The sequence below is a fragment of the Pseudomonas sp. TE6283 genome (assembly GCF_054060555.1).
In genome coordinates this window covers 1-16,958 of record NZ_JBSSDH010000005.1, presented here as the reverse complement: position 1 = coordinate 16,958, position 16,958 = coordinate 1, and the positions used below count along the sequence as shown (strand labels likewise).

Here is a 16,958-nt window from a genome sequence, read left to right as displayed (position 1 = left end):
GGGCGATGCCAAAGTGCCCGCTTGAGGTGCACAGCCAATGATTACAGGGTGTGAATGCCCCAGGACGGGGCGCAAAAGCCGGTAGGAAATGGCGGATTTCCGCCCGATGGCGGAAATCGTACAGGGTGGATTGGCGGGAATCCGCCTTTGAGGAAGCCGTGACAGCAGGCCCGGCAGGGCCGGCTTGCCGGCGATGAAAGAAGCGCTCAATCCAGTCGGAAAGCGATACGAAACGCAGCCCCACCCAACGCCGAATCGCCCAGGCTCAGCTCGGCGTCATAGCTGTCGATGATGTCCTTGACCACCGCCAGCCCGATCCCCTGCCCCGGGTGCTGGCGGTCCAGCCGCTCGCCGCGCTCGAGAATCCGCTCGCGCTGATCCGGTGGCACGCCCGGCCCGTCGTCCTCGACGCACAGCTCCAGCAGCCCCGGCGACTGACGCAGGCTCACCCGCACCTGCCCCAGGCACAACCGGTAGGCGTTTTCCAGCAGGTTGCCCAAGAGCTCAAGCAAGGCGCCCTGCTCCATCGGTACCCGCGCCAGGGCCGGGATGTCGAGGCTGACCTCGACGCGCTTGTCGCGATAGACCTTGGCCAAGGTACTGCACAGGCTGTCGAGCAACGGTTTGAGCTCGACCTGGTACTTCACCAGGCCGCTCTTGCGCAGGCTGGCGCGCTGCAACTGGTAGTCGATCTGCTGGCTCATGCGTTCGATCTGGCTTTGCAACACCCGCGCCTGTTCGCGGTCGCCCTGTTCCATGCTCTCGCCAACGCCCTGCAGCACCGCCAGCGGGGTCTTGAGGCTGTGCGCCAGGTCGTCGAGCGAGTCGCGGTAGCGCTGGCGCTGCTCGCGCTCGCTGCGCAGCAGGCGGTTGAGCGAACCGGTCAGGCGCAGCAGCTCGCGTGGGTGCTCGCGGCTGAGGCCATCCCGCGCTCCGCTCTCCACGTCGTCCAGCTCGGAGCTGAGCCGGCGCAATGAACGCAGGCCCCAGGTCAGGCCAGCCCAGAGCAGCACCATCAGCGCCAGCAGCGCCGCGCCGAAGCCCAGGTAGAGTTTCTCGCGCAGGCCATTGAGGGTGTCCTGGTATTCGCGTACCGGCTGCAGGGCGACGATGCTGAACGCCGCGCTCTTGCCGCCGAGCAGCTTGACCTCGACGTCATAGACGAAGAATTCGTCGCCGTCGTCCTGATGGATACGGGCGAACTCGTTGCCGCGCCCGTCATAGCGGGGGTGGTAGTTGATATTGCGGTTGCGGGTGGCCCGCGACTGCCACACCAGCGTGCCCTGGCGGTCGAAGATATAGCCGAGCAGGCCGGTGTAGGGCAGGTTGTAGCGCTCGTCAGGCAGCAGTGCCGGCATCTGCAACTGGCCGCGCTCGATGCGCGCGGCCGAGATCAGGGTGGTCACGTCCGAGGCCAGCCGCTGCTCGATCGATTCCTGCAACGCCAGGCTGAAGGCCTTCTGCAAGGCCGGCAGCAGCGCCAGCATGAACAGCAGCGCCAGCAACGCCGCCGCCAGCATCAGGCGCACCCGCAGCGAACGAATCATCGGCAGCGCTCAGTGAACAGGTAGCCCAGGCCGCGCACGGTGTCGATCGGCTTGAAGCCATTGTCGCCCTCGAGTTTGCGGCGCAGGCGGCCGACCAGCACCTCGATGACGTTCGGGTCGCGCTCCTCGTCGCCCGGGTACAGCTGCTCCATCAGCCGGTCCTTGGCCACCACCTGCTGGTGATGGCGCATGAGGTACTCGAGGATGCGGTATTCGTAGGCGGTCAGCGCCAAGGGCTGCTCGTCCAGGGTCGCCTGCTTGCGGTTGAGATCGAGCACCAGGGGCCCTGCGGCGATGGTCGACTGGGTGAAGCCGCTGGAGCGGCGCAGCAAGGCGTTCAGGCGCGCTTCCAGCTCTTCGAACTGGAACGGCTTGACCACATAGTCGTCGGCGCCGGCGGCCAGGCCCTCGACCTTGTCCTGCCAGTTGCCGCGGGCGGTGAGGATGAGGATCGGGAAGGTCTGGCCGAGGCTGCGCAGCTGGCGGATCAGGTCCAGCCCGCTCATGCCCGGCAGGCCCAGGTCGATCACCGCCAGGTCGTGGTTGTACTGCTCGGCCTGGTACAAGGCTTCTTCCGCGTTGGCCACCGCCTGCACCACATGGCCGCCTTCGCCGAGGCGGGTGAACAGGTGATGACGCAGCAGCGCCTCGTCCTCGACCACCAGCAATTTCATGCGGATCTCCTTCTATGGGAATGCCCTGTGCAGGCCTTTTCGCGGGTTTGCCCGCGAAAAGGCCTGCACAGGATAACAGCGACCTCAGAACTTGTAGGTAGCCGCCAGGTAGGTCTGCGCGCTGCTGGTCAGGCGCAGGGTACCGTCCTTCGGCCCGCCGTGGGCGCCGATCTCGGTGGCGGCGTTGCTGCGCAGGTAACGGTAGCCCAGCTCCACCGAGGTGTTGTCGGTCACTTCCTGGATCACACCGGCCTGCAGGCCGACGGCGTAACCGTAGTCGGTGTCGCGGCGGGCGCCCGGCGAATCCTGGGTCAGCTTGGTCATGCCCAGGCTGCCGCCGCCGAACAGCTTGGTGGTATCGCCCACCGGCAGGAACAGGTCGTAGCTGCCCAGCAGGTTCTCCTGGCGCAGCTTGACGCCGCTGTGGTCGCCCGAGACGTTGTCGTAGGTCACGTAGTAGCGGCCCTGGTCGTTGATCTTGCCCAGGCGCGCGCCCCAGGTGCTGTCCTTGCCGATGATGCCGTCGGCGTTCAGGCCGTCGGTGTTGCGTTGCAGCAGGCCGGACTTGCGCACTTTGTCGCTGGTCTGGCCGTAGGTCAGGCTGGCGAAGTTGTCATCGGCCTGGGCAACGCTGGTGAGGCCGGCTGCGCAAACCGCCATGGCGGCAATCAGGGTGTTGAGGGTTTTCATGGTTCAGTTACTCCGGGTTGGATGCGTTGTTGCTGTCTGGGGGCTAGAGTAGGGAGGGCGCCCTGAACCCCTGCTGAACCCGGCCTGAACCTTGGCTGAACGAACCGAACAAGGAGCTCGACCATGCGTACCCTGCTTGCCCTGGCCTTGTTGTGCAGCGCCAGCCTCGCCCAGGCGGCGGTGCAGACCCGCGAGATTCCCTACCAGGATGCCGACGGCAACCGCCTGATCGGCTACTACGCCTACGACGACGCCCTCGAGGGCAAGCGCCCGGGCGTGGTGGTGGTGCACGAATGGTGGGGGCTGAACGACTACGCCAAGCGCCGCGCCCGCGACCTCGCGGCGCTGGGCTACAACGCCCTGGCCATCGATATGTATGGCGACGGCAAGAACACCGAGCACCCGGCCGACGCCCAGGCGTTCATGGCGGCGGCGATGAAGGATCCGAAAGCCGCTGCCCGGCGCTTCGACGCCGGGCTTGAGCTGTTGAAGATCCAGCCCAATACCAACAAGCACCAGTTGGCGGCCATCGGCTACTGCTTTGGCGGCAAGGTGGTGCTGGATGCGGCGCGCCGGGGCGAGAAGCTCGATGGCGTGGTGAGTTTCCACGGTGCGCTGGTGACCCAGACACCGGCCAAGCCCGGGGTGATCCGGGCGAAGATCCTGGTGGAGCATGGCGAGGCCGACAGCATGGTTACCCCGGAGCAGGTGGCGGCGTTCAAGGCGGAGATGGATGCGGCCAAGGCCGACTACCAGTTCGTCGGGATTCCGGGGGCCAAGCATGGGTTTACCAACCCGGATGCGGATCGGTTGGGGCATGGGGGGCATGGCGGGCCGGATATCGGCTATGACAAGGCGGCGGACGAAAGCTCTTGGAAGGATATGCAGGCGTTCTTGAAGACGGCGTTTGACTGAAGGGCCCATCGCGGGGCAAGCCCGCTCCCACGCCGGAAAACAATGCCATTCGTGGGAGCGGGCTTGCCCCGCGATGACGCTTCGGTGATTTGCGCCAGCTATCGCGGCTGGCACAATACCCGCCATGAACAGACTTCCCACCTGCTGCGCCCCGCTCCAGCACCACTGGCCCCTGCCCCGCCCGGTCCCCGGCGCGGTGCTGGTCAGCTGCGCCTTCGACCCGGGCCGCCTGGCCGCCGACGACTTCCTGCGCGCCGGCATCGAGCAGACCGCCAGCCTGCAACGCTCGGTGGCCAAGCGCCAGGCCGAGTACCTGGCCGGTCGGGTCTGCGCCCGCGAGGCACTGCAACGCCTGGATGGCCGCGATTATGTACCGGCCACCCACGAGGACCGCTCACCGATCTGGCCCGCCGATATCCGTGGCTCGATCACCCACGGCCAAGGCTGGGCCGCCGCGGTTGTCGCTGCCGACGGCCACTGCCGTGGCCTGGGCCTGGACCAGGAAACCCTGCTCAGCGAAGAGCGCGCCGAACGCCTGGCCGGGGAAATCCTCACCCCCGCCGAACTGGAGCGTTTGGACCGCAGCCAACAGGCACTGGCCGTGACCTTGACCTTCTCGCTCAAGGAAAGCCTGTTCAAGACCCTCTATCCGCTCACCAAACAGCGCTTCTATTTCGAGCACGCCGAACTGCTGGCCTGGTCCGCCGACGGCCATGCCCGCCTGCGCCTGCTCACCGACCTGTCGGCCGAGTGGCACCACGGCGTCGAACTCGATGGCCAGTTCTGCCTGCAGGACGGCCATCTGCTCAGCCTGATCAGCGTCTAGTCGCGCGGCTGCTCACGCGGCCAGCTCAGGCTGAAACACGCCCCGCCCAGCTGCTCGCTGTGCCCGACCAGGGCACGGCCGCCATGCCAGTAGATGATCCGCCGCACGATCGACAGCCCCAGCCCATGCCCGCCCGAAGCCCGGGTGCGGCTGTCGTCGAGACGGGTGAACGGGGTGAAGATGCGGTGCCACACTCCTTCGGGAATCCCGGGGCCGTCATCCTCCACATCGATGCGACAACGCTGCTGGCCGATCTGGTAGCTCAGGCGCACTTGCGATTCGGCATGGCGCATGGCATTGCGTACCAGGTTCTGCAGGGCCCGGTGCAGGTAGCGCGGTTCGGCCTCGACGCGGGCGTCGCCACCGTCGAGCCCGTGGCACACTCCGCGTACCACCCGCACCTCGGCCCGCAGCGGCGCCAGCTCCTCGATCACCCGCGCCAGCAGCTCGTCCAGGTCCACCACCTGGAAATGCAGGGCCGGCGCGCCCTGCTCCAGGCGGGCGTAGGTCAGCATCTCGTCGACCAGCTTGTCCAGGTCCTGGATATCGCCGTCCATGCCCGCCAGGTGCTTGGCCCGGGCCTCGTCACTGCCGGCGCTCTCGATCATCTCCAGGCCGAAGCGCAGCCGCGCCACCGGCGTGCGCAATTCGTGGGACACCGCCCGCACCAGCTCGCGCTGCATGGTCAAGGAACGTTGCAGGTGTTCGGCCATGCCGTTGAAGGCCTCGGCCAGACGCCCCACCGAGTCGGCATCGCCCGCCGGCACGCGGGTGTCGAGACTGCCCTGGGCGATGCGCGTGGCCGCCACCTCCAGGCCCGACACGCGCCGCTCCAGCTGACGCACCAGCAGGTAAACCACCAGCCCGATCAGACACAGGCCGAGGAAGGCGATCAGGATCAGCAACTGCGGCGGATAGGGGTTGAGCTGGTACAGCGGGCCGATCTCCAGCACCCAGGGCGAGCCGGACAGCCCCGAGAACACGCGGATCGAATCACCGTCCCGGCCCAGGGCCATCACCGTGTCGCCCTCCTCCACCCGGCGGCGCTGGTCGTCGTCCAGCGCGGCGCGCTCGATACGCTGCAGGGCGATGTCGAAGCCGAAACCCTTGCTCTGCCGAAGCTGTGCCAGGCGCGCCTGCTGCTCGGTCACCGGGTAGCGCACCAGCTCATCGGCCAATAGATAAAGCGTGGCACGGGCCAGTTGCTCGCTGATCTGCTTGACCTCGGCCACCAGCAGCAGGTCCTCGTGACCGACCCGGCGCAACACCCGGGCGGCATGCGGGCCGGTCTTCTCCACCACCACCAGGTCGCGGTACAGCCGCGCCCGCTGCCCGCCGTCGAGGGTGAACGCCGACAGCGGCTGCAGGTCCAACGGCACGCCGAGCAGGCGCTCCCAGATCACCAGCGAACGGGTGCGCTCCACCGCGTTCTGCTGCGCCAGGTTGTCGGCCATCAGGCTGAAGGTGCCCTGGGCCAGGCGCTCGCGGTGCTGGCCAGCACGGATCTCGTTGACCAGGTGCAGGCTCAGCACGCCGAGCACGGCCACCAGCACCAGCACCGCGAGCATGCCGCCATAGATACGCAGGAAGATCGAGTTCATGGCGCCTCGCCGACGAACAGGTAGCCCTTGCTGCGCAGGGTCTTGATCAGCCGCGGGGTGATCGGGTCGTCGCCGATCTTGGGGCGGATCTTGGAAATGCGCACATCGATGGAGCGGTCCTGGCCGTCGTAGCCGACGCCGCGCAGCGAGGTGAAGATCTCCTCGCGGGACAGCACCCGCCCGGCGTTGCTGGCCAGCAGCCAGAGCAGGTCGAACTCGGCGCCGGTCAGCTCGATCAGCTGGCCGCTCAGGCGCGCCTCGCGCTGGCGGCTGTCTATATGCAGCGGGCCGAACGTCAGCTCCTGGCGTCGCTCCGGGGCCTCGCTGCGGCGCAGCAGGGCGTTGATGCGCGCCAGCAGCACGCGCGGGCGCACCGGCTTGCAGACATAGTCGTCGGCGCCCAGGTCCAGGCCCTGGATCTGGTCCAGTTCGTCGCTGCGGGCGGTGAGCATGAGGATGGGGCCGGCGTACTGGCCGCGCACCCGGCGGCAGATGCTCAGGCCGTCCTCGCCGGGCAGCATCAGGTCGAGGATCACCAGGTCCGGCTGGCTGTCGATGATGCGCCGGGCGGCACGGCCGCCGTCGCCCTCCACCGCCACCTCGAAGCCGTTGGCCTGGAGGTACTCGGCGGTGAGCTCGGCGAGGCGCTGGTCGTCCTCGACGATGAGGATGCGGTTGATTGGCTGGTCCATGGCCTTACCCTTCTTCTGGTTTTTGTCGGGCCTTGCTGTTGGCTGTAGCGGCCTCATCGCGGGGCAAGCCCGCGATGAGGCCAGTACAACCCTTTGATTCCAGCGAAAATCCACCTTCACCAAAGCGCAACATCAGCCCCGGATACTACGTCCCGCCCCCACCCCTGCCAACCACCCCAGAACGTCCCATGACTGAACCGTTTTTTGTGATAGGGTTCGCGCCCGAAAAAATCTGCGCGGCGACGTAGCACAGCCAAAAAATAGTGCAAACCTGTTGGGACAAGGCCTACAGCGAATACCCACGGATCACTCACAAAGTACCCACAAGTTATCCACAGGCGCTCACCTTGCAAAGCCCCCAAGACCGCATTATCTTGTATCCCTGTCGCAGCGAACCACTAGATATTGGGTTTCGCGCAAAATCACAAACACAAGTCGCCTGGCAAATTCAAGCGAATTTACCGACTGAACTTAACGTGATTCCAACAGCCAAACCGCTCCTGCGGAGGGCGACCGAGGCAAGCCGCAGATGGCCTTGTTCGGGTATGAGTGTTGCAGGCAGTGCCTCGCCACTCATCAGCAACAGATTTTGGGTACGCCCAGAACCTTTGACTTCGGCCAGGGAGCGGCAGGTTATTGCCCCTTATTCCTGAGTCTGTCCCGAAGTCGGTAAGCCCGAGCGGGCGTATGCGCGTGCATCACGCCTCCCCGCCCGGGCCATCGAGCAAGTGGACGGAACGGTGGGCGCCCCAACAAGGCGCCTGAACAAACTAGAAACTGTGGAGACACCCACCCATGCAAACCGACACAACTCGCGAGAACCCGCAGGGCAAAGCGCCGCAGGCCGCCGATTCCAATCAGGATCTGGCAGCCACCGCGCCTGGCCAACTGCGCGTGATCAAGCGCAACGGCACTGTCGTCCCCTACACCGACGACAAGATCACCGTTGCCATCACCAAGGCGTTCCTCGCAGTTGAAGGCGGCACCGCCGCCGCCTCGTCGCGCATCCACGACACCGTCGCGCGCCTGACCGAGCAGGTCACCGCCACGTTCAAGCGTCGCATGCCATCGGGTGGCACCATCCACATCGAAGAAATCCAGGACCAGGTCGAACTGGCCCTGATGCGCGCCGGCGAGCAGAAAGTCGCCCGCGACTACGTGATCTACCGCGACCAGCGCGCCAAGGAGCGCGCTACCCGCTCCAACGCCGACGCCGTGGTCGAGCCGCACCCAAGCATCCGCATCACCCTCGCCGACGGCAGCCTCGCGCCTCTGGACATGGCCCGCCTGAACACCATCATCAGCGAAGCCTGCGAAGGCCTGGCCGAAGTCGATGGCGACCTGATCCAGCGCGACACCCTGAAGAACCTGTACGACGGCGTGGCCCTGAAGGACGTCAACACCGCCCTGGTGATGACCGCCCGTACCCTGGTCGAGCGCGAGCCGAACTACTCGTTCGTCACCGCCCGCCTGCTGATGGACACCCTGCGCGCCGAAGGCCTGGGCTTCCTGGGCGTGGCCGACAGCGCCACCCACCACGAGATGGCCGACCTGTACGCCAAGGCCCTGCCGGCCTACGTCGAGAAAGGCGTCGAGTTCGAACTGCTCGACCCGGCGCTGAAAGGCTACGACCTGGAGCGCATGGGCAAGGCGATCAACCACGAGCGCGACCAGCAGTTCACCTACCTGGGCCTGCAGACCCTGTACGACCGCTACTTCATCCACAAGGATGGCGTGCGCTTCGAGCTGCCGCAGGTGTTCTTCATGCGTGTGGCCATGGGCCTGGCGCTGGAAGAGAAAGACAAGGAAGCCCGTGCGATCGAGTTCTACAACCTGTTGTCGTCCTTCGACTACATGGCCTCGACCCCGACCCTGTTCAACGCCGGTACCCTGCGTCCGCAGCTGTCCAGCTGCTACCTGACCACCGTGCCGGACGACCTGTCGGGCATCTACCACGCGATCCACGACAACGCCATGCTGTCGAAATTCGCCGGTGGCCTGGGCAACGACTGGACCCCGGTGCGTGCACTGGGCTCGTACATCAAGGGCACCAACGGCAAGTCGCAAGGCGTCGTGCCGTTCCTGAAAGTGGTCAACGACACCGCCGTCGCCGTGAACCAGGGTGGCAAGCGCAAGGGCGCCGTGTGTGCCTACCTGGAAACCTGGCACCTCGACATCGAAGAATTCATCGAGCTGCGCAAGAACACCGGTGATGACCGTCGTCGTACCCACGACATGAACACCGCCAACTGGATCCCTGACCTGTTCATGAAGCGCGTCTTCGATGACGGCAAGTGGACCCTGTTCTCGCCGTCGGAAGTGCCTGATCTGCACGACCTGACCGGCAAGGCCTTCGAAGAGCGCTACGAGTACTACGAAGCCCTGACCGAGTACAACAAGATCAAGGTGTTCAAGACCATCCAGGCCAAAGACCTGTGGCGCAAGATGCTGTCGATGCTGTTCGAGACCGGCCACCCGTGGCTGACCTTCAAGGACCCGTGCAACCTGCGCAGCCCGCAGCAGCACGTGGGCGTGGTCCACAGCTCGAACCTGTGCACCGAGATCACCCTGAACACCAACAAGGACGAGATCGCGGTCTGCAACCTGGGCTCGATCAACCTGCCGAACCACATCGTCGATGGCAAGCTGGACACCACCAAGCTGCAACGCACCGTGAACACCGCCGTGCGCATGCTCGACAACGTGATCGACATCAACTACTACTCGGTGCCGCAAGCGCGCAACTCGAACTTCAAGCACCGCCCGGTCGGCCTGGGCATCATGGGCTTCCAGGACGCGCTGTACCTGCAGCACATCCCGTACGGCTCCGATGCTGCCGTCGAGTTCGCCGACAAGTCGATGGAAGCGGTCAGCTACTACGCGATCCAGGCTTCCTGCGACCTGGCCGACGAGCGCGGCGCCTACGAGACCTTCCAGGGTTCGCTGTGGTCCAAGGGCATCCTGCCGCTGGACAGCCAGCAGATCCTGATCGAGGCCCGTGGCCAGAAGTACATCGACGTCGACCTGACCGAGAGCCTGGACTGGGCACCGGTGCGCGAGCGCGTCAAGAAAGGTATTCGTAACTCGAACATCATGGCCATCGCGCCGACCGCGACCATCGCCAACATCACCGGCGTGTCGCAGTCCATCGAGCCGACCTACCAGAACCTGTACGTGAAATCGAACCTGTCGGGCGAATTCACCGTGATCAACCCCTACCTGGTTCGCGACCTGAAAGCCCGCGGCCTGTGGGACTCGGTGATGATCAACGACCTGAAGTACTACGACGGTTCGGTGCAGCAGATCGAGCGTATCCCGCAAGAGCTGAAGGACCTGTACGCCACCGCGTTCGAAGTCGAGACCAAGTGGATCGTCGATGCCGCCTCCCGTCGCCAGAAGTGGATCGACCAGGCCCAGTCGCTGAACCTGTACATCGCCGGCGCCTCGGGCAAGAAACTGGACGTGACCTACCGCATGGCCTGGTACCGTGGTCTGAAGACCACCTACTACCTCCGTGCCCTGGCCGCGACCAGCACCGAGAAGTCGACCATCAACACCGGCAAGCTCAACGCCGTGTCGAGCGGCGGCGACAGCGCCCCGGTCCAGGCCGCGGGCCCTGCCCCGGTACCGAAGGCCTGCGCCATCGACGAGCCGGATTGCGAAGCCTGCCAATAAGGTAAACACGGGGCGATAGAAGGCTACTTCTCTCGCCCCGTTTTGTAAGAAGTGCTTTTTCAGGCAATAAAAAGCCCGATGCAGTTGCTGCTGCATCGGGCTCGAATCTCCCATGAGCAAGCGCATCGCTCAAAGGGAGGCTAGATCCTACAGATCTAAAGTGAGCGCGAATCTTCGTGCCTGTCAGGACTAGTGTCAAGTGATGCTCATCAGATTGGAGATACCTATGTCCAAGAAGCCATCATCTAGCGGCCAGAAAATCGGTCGTGACGCGGACAACGGTCGTTTCACCACAGTCGAAAAGGCTCGTCAGAACCCCAAGACTCATGTGGTTGAAACCGTGAAGAAATCGAAGTAAGTGCAGAAAAAGCCGGGAGAGCAATACTCCCGGCTTCTGTCGATGAAGGAGTCCCGCAAGCTCCCGAAGCCCCATGCGGTCGAGTCGTTGGGTAATCCGTGCAACTAGCCTGCTGATTGTGGGAGCGACCTTGTGTCGCGAAAGGGTTGTGCAACGGCCCCTGCAATTTCAGCGGCGACTTCGTTGCCCCCTACACCCATATTGAAAAAAACCGGAGCTGCTGCTCCAGTTTTTTATGCCTGATTTTCGTCTCCGCGTATCCATTCCCCCCGCTTCATTGACTCAAAAACCCCTTCGCTCCATCCCCGTTCGTCAATCGGTTTGCTGATGCTGACCGCCTGTAGCTCCGTTTCCATGCGGCGTTAAGGCCCATCCTCTTGATTCAGGGCAAGCTCGGCTTCGATTTCGCCCTTGTCCCCTCCCCCTCAAAACTATATCGTGTGCTTCGGAACAAGACACAACACCATATAGGCGAATTTAGCCGCTCTGGCGTCTTGACAAACTCATCGAAGGTTACCGGGTCTCTTGCCCAAAAAAGAGATCGGAGACACGACATGAAAGCCCCCGAATTGCTGTTTTCCGGTACAATGCTGCCCCTCAAAAAGCGGCTCAAAATTCTGACCGCTTGCGATGGTCGGTCCCTGCCTCCGGATGCCTTTCGCGGCCGGTGTGCCAACGAAGCCTGTGATTGCTGATCACCAAGCTCATGGCCATTCAAACCAAAATTCGAAACCTTGTGGGGACACCTCGTGAGCCGAGGCGGGTTCTACGTGGTCTCTAGCAGTATCACTTCATCTTAAATTTTTACGGTCGCCCCATGCGACCCACAAGCGGAGCCAAAACACCATGCTGAGCTGGGACGAATTCGACAAGGACGAAAACGAAGTCACCACTAAAGGCCCAGGTAGCACTCAAGCCAGCCAGCCAGGTATGGACAAGCTCGACAGCGCCGGCGGTGCCGCCGCCCTGGAAGCCCGTGCCGCCACTGCCGCCGACTCCGACGCCGTCAAGCGCGCCAAGGCTGCGCTGGACGCCCTGGACATCGCCGAAGGCCTGGCCGAGCTGGAAGGCTCCTCGGCCCGCGTCGCGGTCGATGAAAAGCGCATGATCAACTGCCGCGCCGACCTCAACCAGCTGGTCCCGTTCAAGTACGACTGGGCCTGGCAGAAGTACCTCGACGGCTGCGCCAACCACTGGATGCCGCAAGAGGTCAACATGACCGCCGACATCGCCCTGTGGAAGAGCATGGACGGCCTGACCGAAGACGAGCGCCGCATCGTCATGCGCAACCTCGGCTTCTTCTCCACCGCCGACTCGCTGGTTGCCAACAACCTGGCCCTGGCCGTGTACCGCCTGATCACCAACCCGGAGTGCCGCCAATACATCCTGCGCCAGGCCTTCGAAGAGGCGATCCACACCCACGCCTACCAGTACTGCATCGAGTCGCTGGGCATGGATGAAGGCGAGATCTTCAACATGTACCACGAGATCCCATCGGTCGCCAAAAAGGCAGCCTGGGGCCTGAAGTACACCCGCGCCATCTCGGATCCGGAGTTCAACACCGGCACCGTCGAGACCGACAAAGAGCTGCTGCGCAACCTGATCGCCTACTACTGCGTACTGGAAGGCATCTTCTTCTACTGCGGCTTCACCCAGATCCTGTCCATGGGCCGCCGCAACAAGATGACCGGCGTCGCCGAGCAGTTCCAGTACATCCTGCGTGACGAGTCCATGCACCTGAACTTCGGCATCGACGTGATCAACCAGATCAAGATCGAGAACCCGCACCTGTGGGATGCCGCGATGAAGGAAGAGGCTACCCAGATGATCCTGCAGGGTACCCAGCTGGAGATCGAATACGCCCGTGACACCATGCCACGCGGCGTGCTGGGCATGAACGCGGCGATGATGGAGGATTACCTCAAGTTCATTGCTAACCGTCGACTGACTCAGATTGGTCTGAAGGAAGAGTATCCGGGGACTACTAACCCGTTCCCTTGGATGAGCGAGATCATGGACCTCAAGAAGGAGAAGAACTTCTTTGAGACTCGGGTGATTGAGTATCAGACTGGTGGTGCTCTGAGCTGGGATTGATTGATTTTTTCTATGAAGGCTGCCAATTGGCAGCCTTTTTTTTGGAAAACAATAATGGAATTTTTGTAGCTAGCACTCTTGTCCTTTATTCAATGTGCGTGATATCACTAGGCCTTTACAAAGTGGCTTCGATTCAAACTCAAGCAAGGACCGTTTATGAGCGAACAGCCGAATGCAGCACATAGGCTAGAAGGATTGGTTCTAAATGATGGATGGATAGTAGGCAAACGTCTATCCACTGGACGAGACGGCGGCGGGACTGGAGGTTTCTTCTCAGTTTCATATGAAGCAAATAAAGATAATCAGAAAGCCTTTTTAAAAGCATTCGATATAGTTAAAGCTCTTCAGATCGCCTTAGATGGTGGAAAGCCAATTACCCTAGCATTACAAGAACAAACACAAGCCTTCAACTTTGAGACTGCCATGCATAATATATGCATAAGCGCAAAAATGAAGCGAGTAGTCCGGGTACTTGCTTATGGCGAAGCGGATGTTCCCCGCCTACAAAATGAGCAAATATCTAGAATACCTTACATGATAATGGAGCTTGCAACCGGCGGAGATGTAAGGCAATACATAGAAAAAACCGAAGCCCTAGATATAGCTTTAAAACTTACATATCTAAAAGATGTAGCCTCTGGGCTTTTACAGCTTCATAATTCAAAAGTCGCCCATCAAGATTTAAAACCTTCAAATGTCATGGTATTTAATGAACAAATTGCCAAAGTTGGAGACCTAGGTCGAGCAAGTAGTCAAGCCATCTCAGCCTTGCACGACAACTACATTATCGCAGGAGATCGCAACTACGCCCCACCAGAGCAACTATATATGCATCCACTGACCGACTGGATGGATAGGCGATTAAGGTGCGACCTCTATCAATTCGCCTCCATCATAACTTTCGTATTTTTTGGAACAACCATCAATTACGAATTAAAGAAACGCCTTCCTGTTGACTTACACCCGGCTTGTTGGGGTGGTAGCACTTCATATACTAATGCATTACCATTTCTAACTCAGAGCTTTGAGGAAATAATCAGCGACTGGCGAGGTACAGTACCTGACTGGTTAAATAAAGATTTAATAGAAATTATCAAACAGTGTGGGAATCCCGATTACACACAAAGAGGCTCTCGCAAGACACTTAGACAGACAGTCCCAGCTTTAGGTTTGGATCGTTTTATCAGTGACCTTCAGAGATTGATTTTAGTCTCATCGATGCAAGCAAAACGTAAGACCGAGACAGGAAATACCCAACAATGACTCCAACCGATACTAAAAGAGATTTAATTCCAATATGGAAATCCACTCGCGACGCGGCTCACTCACCTGAACTGCAGCCAGTTAAAACTCAAAAACCGCCGCCCTTACAAGAGCCAACAACACCTGGCCTACTAAAAGAATTTATAGAACATAAAAATCTTGGCATTGCTGCGAACCTTTTCAACATTGCCACTCTAGAAAATGATACAACCGCTACTACAATTGCAGCAGAATTCATTTTAAACCATCCGAACAGCCCCCCCGCATTAATTTCCGCCTGTCACAGCGCCCTAAAACACAAACTCAACTCGCACTCAACTACTGATGTGCATTTATTTATCCACGCAACTAGAAAGTCACTAAAAGACAACGTCAAAAACCCATTAGCATGGGTAGATCTATCTCGAGCTTACGCAACCATAAATGAAAGAGAAAAGTCTGAGCGAGCCATGTGGTCAGCTCTACACTTAACAAGTAATCATCGCTGGATTAGTAGAATGGCTGCTCGACTCTTCATCCATCTAGAAGATACTAGCAAAGCTCAATATGCATTAACAAGAAATGAAAACTTGAAGAACGACCCTTGGCTATTGTCTACCGACTTAGTGCTTTCAAGACTTTCGAACCGCCCTCTCAAACATTGGAAGATTGCGAAAAACCTTGTTGAGTCATCAATAAAGCCAATACACCTATCTGAGCTATCAAGCTCTTTAGCAACAACCGAGCTTATCAACGGCGCTAGCAAAAAAGCAAGGAACTACTTCAAACAGTCGTTAATCGCGCCAACCAGCAACTCTTTAGCTCAGGTTAAGTGGGCTGATAGGTCGTTTTTACTCGGATTTTCAACGCAAATCGAGAACTCGCTCGCAGTTACAGCCAATGCATTTGAAGCCAAATATTTAGAGGCATACGACAAGAAAGATATGTTCTCAGCCCTGCGTTATGCAATGCAATGGTGGGAAGAAGAGCCATACTCATCGGCTCCACCTCAAGCCATTGCTTACCTAGCCGCCCTAACAAATGATATCCCGCTCCTGAAGAAAGTATCCAAAGAAAGTTTACAGGCAAACCCGAACGATAACACAATACAGCTCAATTATATATTTTCACTTCTTTGCGATCTTCGCTACACACTAGAGTTTCGAAATGAAAGTCTTGAGCCTATAATCAAGACCCTTCGCACAATAATGGATTCAGATGAGAAAAGTGAGGCAGCACACGCTAGTGCCAATATAGGACTTATCGCTTATAGGCTAGGTCAATTTGACACGGGGAAAATGTATTATAACTGGGCCGCATCATACTACGAAAAAGCCAGCAAGCCCGCAATGTTATACCTCTTAGTAAACCACTTAAGGGAGTCACTGATTGCGGAGTGTTCATGGTCAACCTCGATAAAAGACCAAATCAAAAAGCAGCTTCAAGGGGCAAATGCCTTTTCTGCACCTGCTGCCGAATATTACCTAGCCAACATCGAGGATCTTGAAAAGCTCCCTGGCCCGTGGATAGAAAAACTATCAAAACCATTCGCACAACCCACACCTAATAACAACGAAATAAAACCTACGCCCGTAGAAAGAAAAATATTATCTCTTGACGACATGGCAGAGAAATTCTGGTTACCTCAAGACATTCTAACCACAAACGAACTATTGCGCTTTTTAAAAAATGAAAAGCCGAAAAATTGACCAATCTCAAGAAAAATCAAGGATAAAAAACAAGAAAAATCCTACAAAATAATTGTAGACACCGCCATTTTATGAGTTTTAACTTAGCAACTGCGCCTAAGAAACGCTTACACAGCGGTCCGCCCGCTCCCGACAGATGCGGATTTTTTATGCATGTGGTTTACTACTGCGCGCATGAAACACTCTGTAATGTCGGGAGTGGGCTAATACAAGACCCGTAAGGGAAATATGTCCGGCCTACTGTGTGAGGTTTCTTAGCTCCCGACACCCAGCCCTAAGAAAGCTGTCAACAGACAGAGGTAACGGAAATGCCTATCGAGACTAGCGTTCGTAAGCTTTTCGCACATGCGTCCCGCCTGTTTCACTCCCTCAGGACCAAGGAGGCCAGCCATGACTGACCTCCACGACTCCACCCTCTTCACCCGCCACAACCGCCCCCTCCACACCCTCTGGCTCGAATCCCAAGCCTGGTTCTGCGCCCACGAACTCGGTCGGATGACCGGGCGCTTCTTCGACGAACACTGCATCCGTAAGCTAGACCCGGACCAGCATCGCACCGTGCAGTTGCTGCGCTACGGCCAGTACGGCGAGACCACCATGGTCAGCGAGTCCGGGGCCTATACCCTGCTGGCCCATCATCACATTCCGGAAAACCGCCACCTGCGGCACTGGCTGACCCATGAGGTGGTGGCGGTGCTGCGCGATGGGCAGGACTCGGCGCTGGAAGACCTGCCGCGCCTGGGCAGGATGTGCTGGCCGGGTGGGCATACGGCGAGTCTGTTGTATTGGCAGAGTGAACCTTGGGTACGAATGCGGGATATGAATCGCCCCTGGTTTCCTAGACACTCTCCAAGCTCAGAAAATAGCGTTTCTCATACTCTACTGGAGACAGCTGCATAGCACTGCTGTGTCGACGCTTGGGGTTATAGAACATC

At 59.7% G+C, this 16,958-nt stretch carries 11 protein-coding genes and 1 pseudogene; 7 read left to right on the top strand and 5 right to left on the bottom strand.

Annotated features, from left to right (window positions below):
* Positions 1-206: 206 nt before the first annotated feature.
* From ACVWZ5_RS08875 to ACVWZ5_RS08865, 3 genes are all read right to left on the bottom strand, one after another.
* Positions 207-1,547, bottom strand: a complete 1,341-nt coding sequence (locus ACVWZ5_RS08875) for an ATP-binding protein (RefSeq protein ID WP_028690932.1) — start codon at positions 1,545-1,547, stop codon at positions 207-209.
* Entirely contained in the window at positions 1,544-2,221 is a 678-nt protein-coding gene (locus ACVWZ5_RS08870; RefSeq protein WP_062573117.1) for a response regulator, read from the bottom strand. The genes ACVWZ5_RS08875 and ACVWZ5_RS08870 overlap by 4 nt, the downstream gene beginning before the upstream one ends.
* Before the next feature lie 84 nt (positions 2,222-2,305).
* A complete protein-coding gene (locus ACVWZ5_RS08865) occupies positions 2,306-2,911 on the bottom strand; it encodes an outer membrane protein (RefSeq protein WP_028690934.1) in 606 nt (201 codons plus the stop codon).
* A 123-nt stretch (positions 2,912-3,034) separates the two neighbouring features.
* On the opposite strand from ACVWZ5_RS08865, the gene ACVWZ5_RS08860 reads away from it, so the two are divergent.
* Positions 3,035-3,826 (top strand): dienelactone hydrolase family protein, encoded by a 792-nt coding sequence (locus ACVWZ5_RS08860; RefSeq protein ID WP_062573116.1) that lies wholly within the window; start codon positions 3,035-3,037, stop codon positions 3,824-3,826.
* A gap of 124 nt (positions 3,827-3,950) precedes the next feature.
* A complete protein-coding gene (locus ACVWZ5_RS08855) occupies positions 3,951-4,652 on the top strand; it encodes a 4'-phosphopantetheinyl transferase family protein (RefSeq protein WP_096048528.1) in 702 nt (233 codons plus the stop codon).
* Here the strand turns inward: ACVWZ5_RS08855 and ACVWZ5_RS08850 are convergent.
* Both ACVWZ5_RS08850 and ACVWZ5_RS08845 read right to left on the bottom strand, forming a co-directional pair.
* A complete protein-coding gene (locus ACVWZ5_RS08850) occupies positions 4,649-6,253 on the bottom strand; it encodes an ATP-binding protein (protein ID WP_062573114.1) in 1,605 nt (534 codons plus the stop codon). The two genes, ACVWZ5_RS08855 and ACVWZ5_RS08850, sit on opposite strands and share 4 nt — an antisense overlap.
* Positions 6,250-6,945 carry a response regulator gene (locus ACVWZ5_RS08845; protein ID WP_028690938.1) on the bottom strand — a complete coding sequence of 232 codons (696 nt, stop codon included), beginning with the start codon at positions 6,943-6,945 and terminating at the stop codon, positions 6,250-6,252. Before ACVWZ5_RS08845 ends, ACVWZ5_RS08850 begins: the two co-directional genes overlap by 4 nt.
* A gap of 795 nt (positions 6,946-7,740) precedes the next feature.
* Between ACVWZ5_RS08845 and ACVWZ5_RS08840 the strand changes: the two genes are divergently transcribed.
* The 5 genes and pseudogenes from ACVWZ5_RS08840 to ACVWZ5_RS08820 all read left to right on the top strand — a co-directional run.
* Entirely contained in the window at positions 7,741-10,620 is a 2,880-nt protein-coding gene (locus ACVWZ5_RS08840; protein ID WP_457340566.1) for a ribonucleoside-diphosphate reductase subunit alpha, read from the top strand.
* 1,204 nt (positions 10,621-11,824) lie between these two features.
* Complete coding sequence (locus tag ACVWZ5_RS08835) at positions 11,825-13,072, top strand: ribonucleotide-diphosphate reductase subunit beta (protein WP_457340565.1); 1,248 nt, start codon at positions 11,825-11,827, stop codon at positions 13,070-13,072.
* Positions 13,073-13,228: 156 nt separating this feature from the next.
* Positions 13,229-14,335 (top strand): protein kinase domain-containing protein, encoded by a 1,107-nt coding sequence (locus ACVWZ5_RS08830; RefSeq protein ID WP_336196556.1) that lies wholly within the window; start codon positions 13,229-13,231, stop codon positions 14,333-14,335.
* Positions 14,332-16,023, top strand: coding sequence for a tetratricopeptide repeat protein (locus tag ACVWZ5_RS08825; RefSeq protein ID WP_336196557.1), 1,692 nt, complete (start codon positions 14,332-14,334; stop codon positions 16,021-16,023). Before ACVWZ5_RS08830 ends, ACVWZ5_RS08825 begins: the two co-directional genes overlap by 4 nt.
* Before the next feature lie 345 nt (positions 16,024-16,368).
* Positions 16,369-16,653: pseudogene (locus tag ACVWZ5_RS08820) on the top strand (BRO-N domain-containing protein); the annotation flags it as partial.
* Positions 16,654-16,958 lie beyond the last annotated feature (305 nt).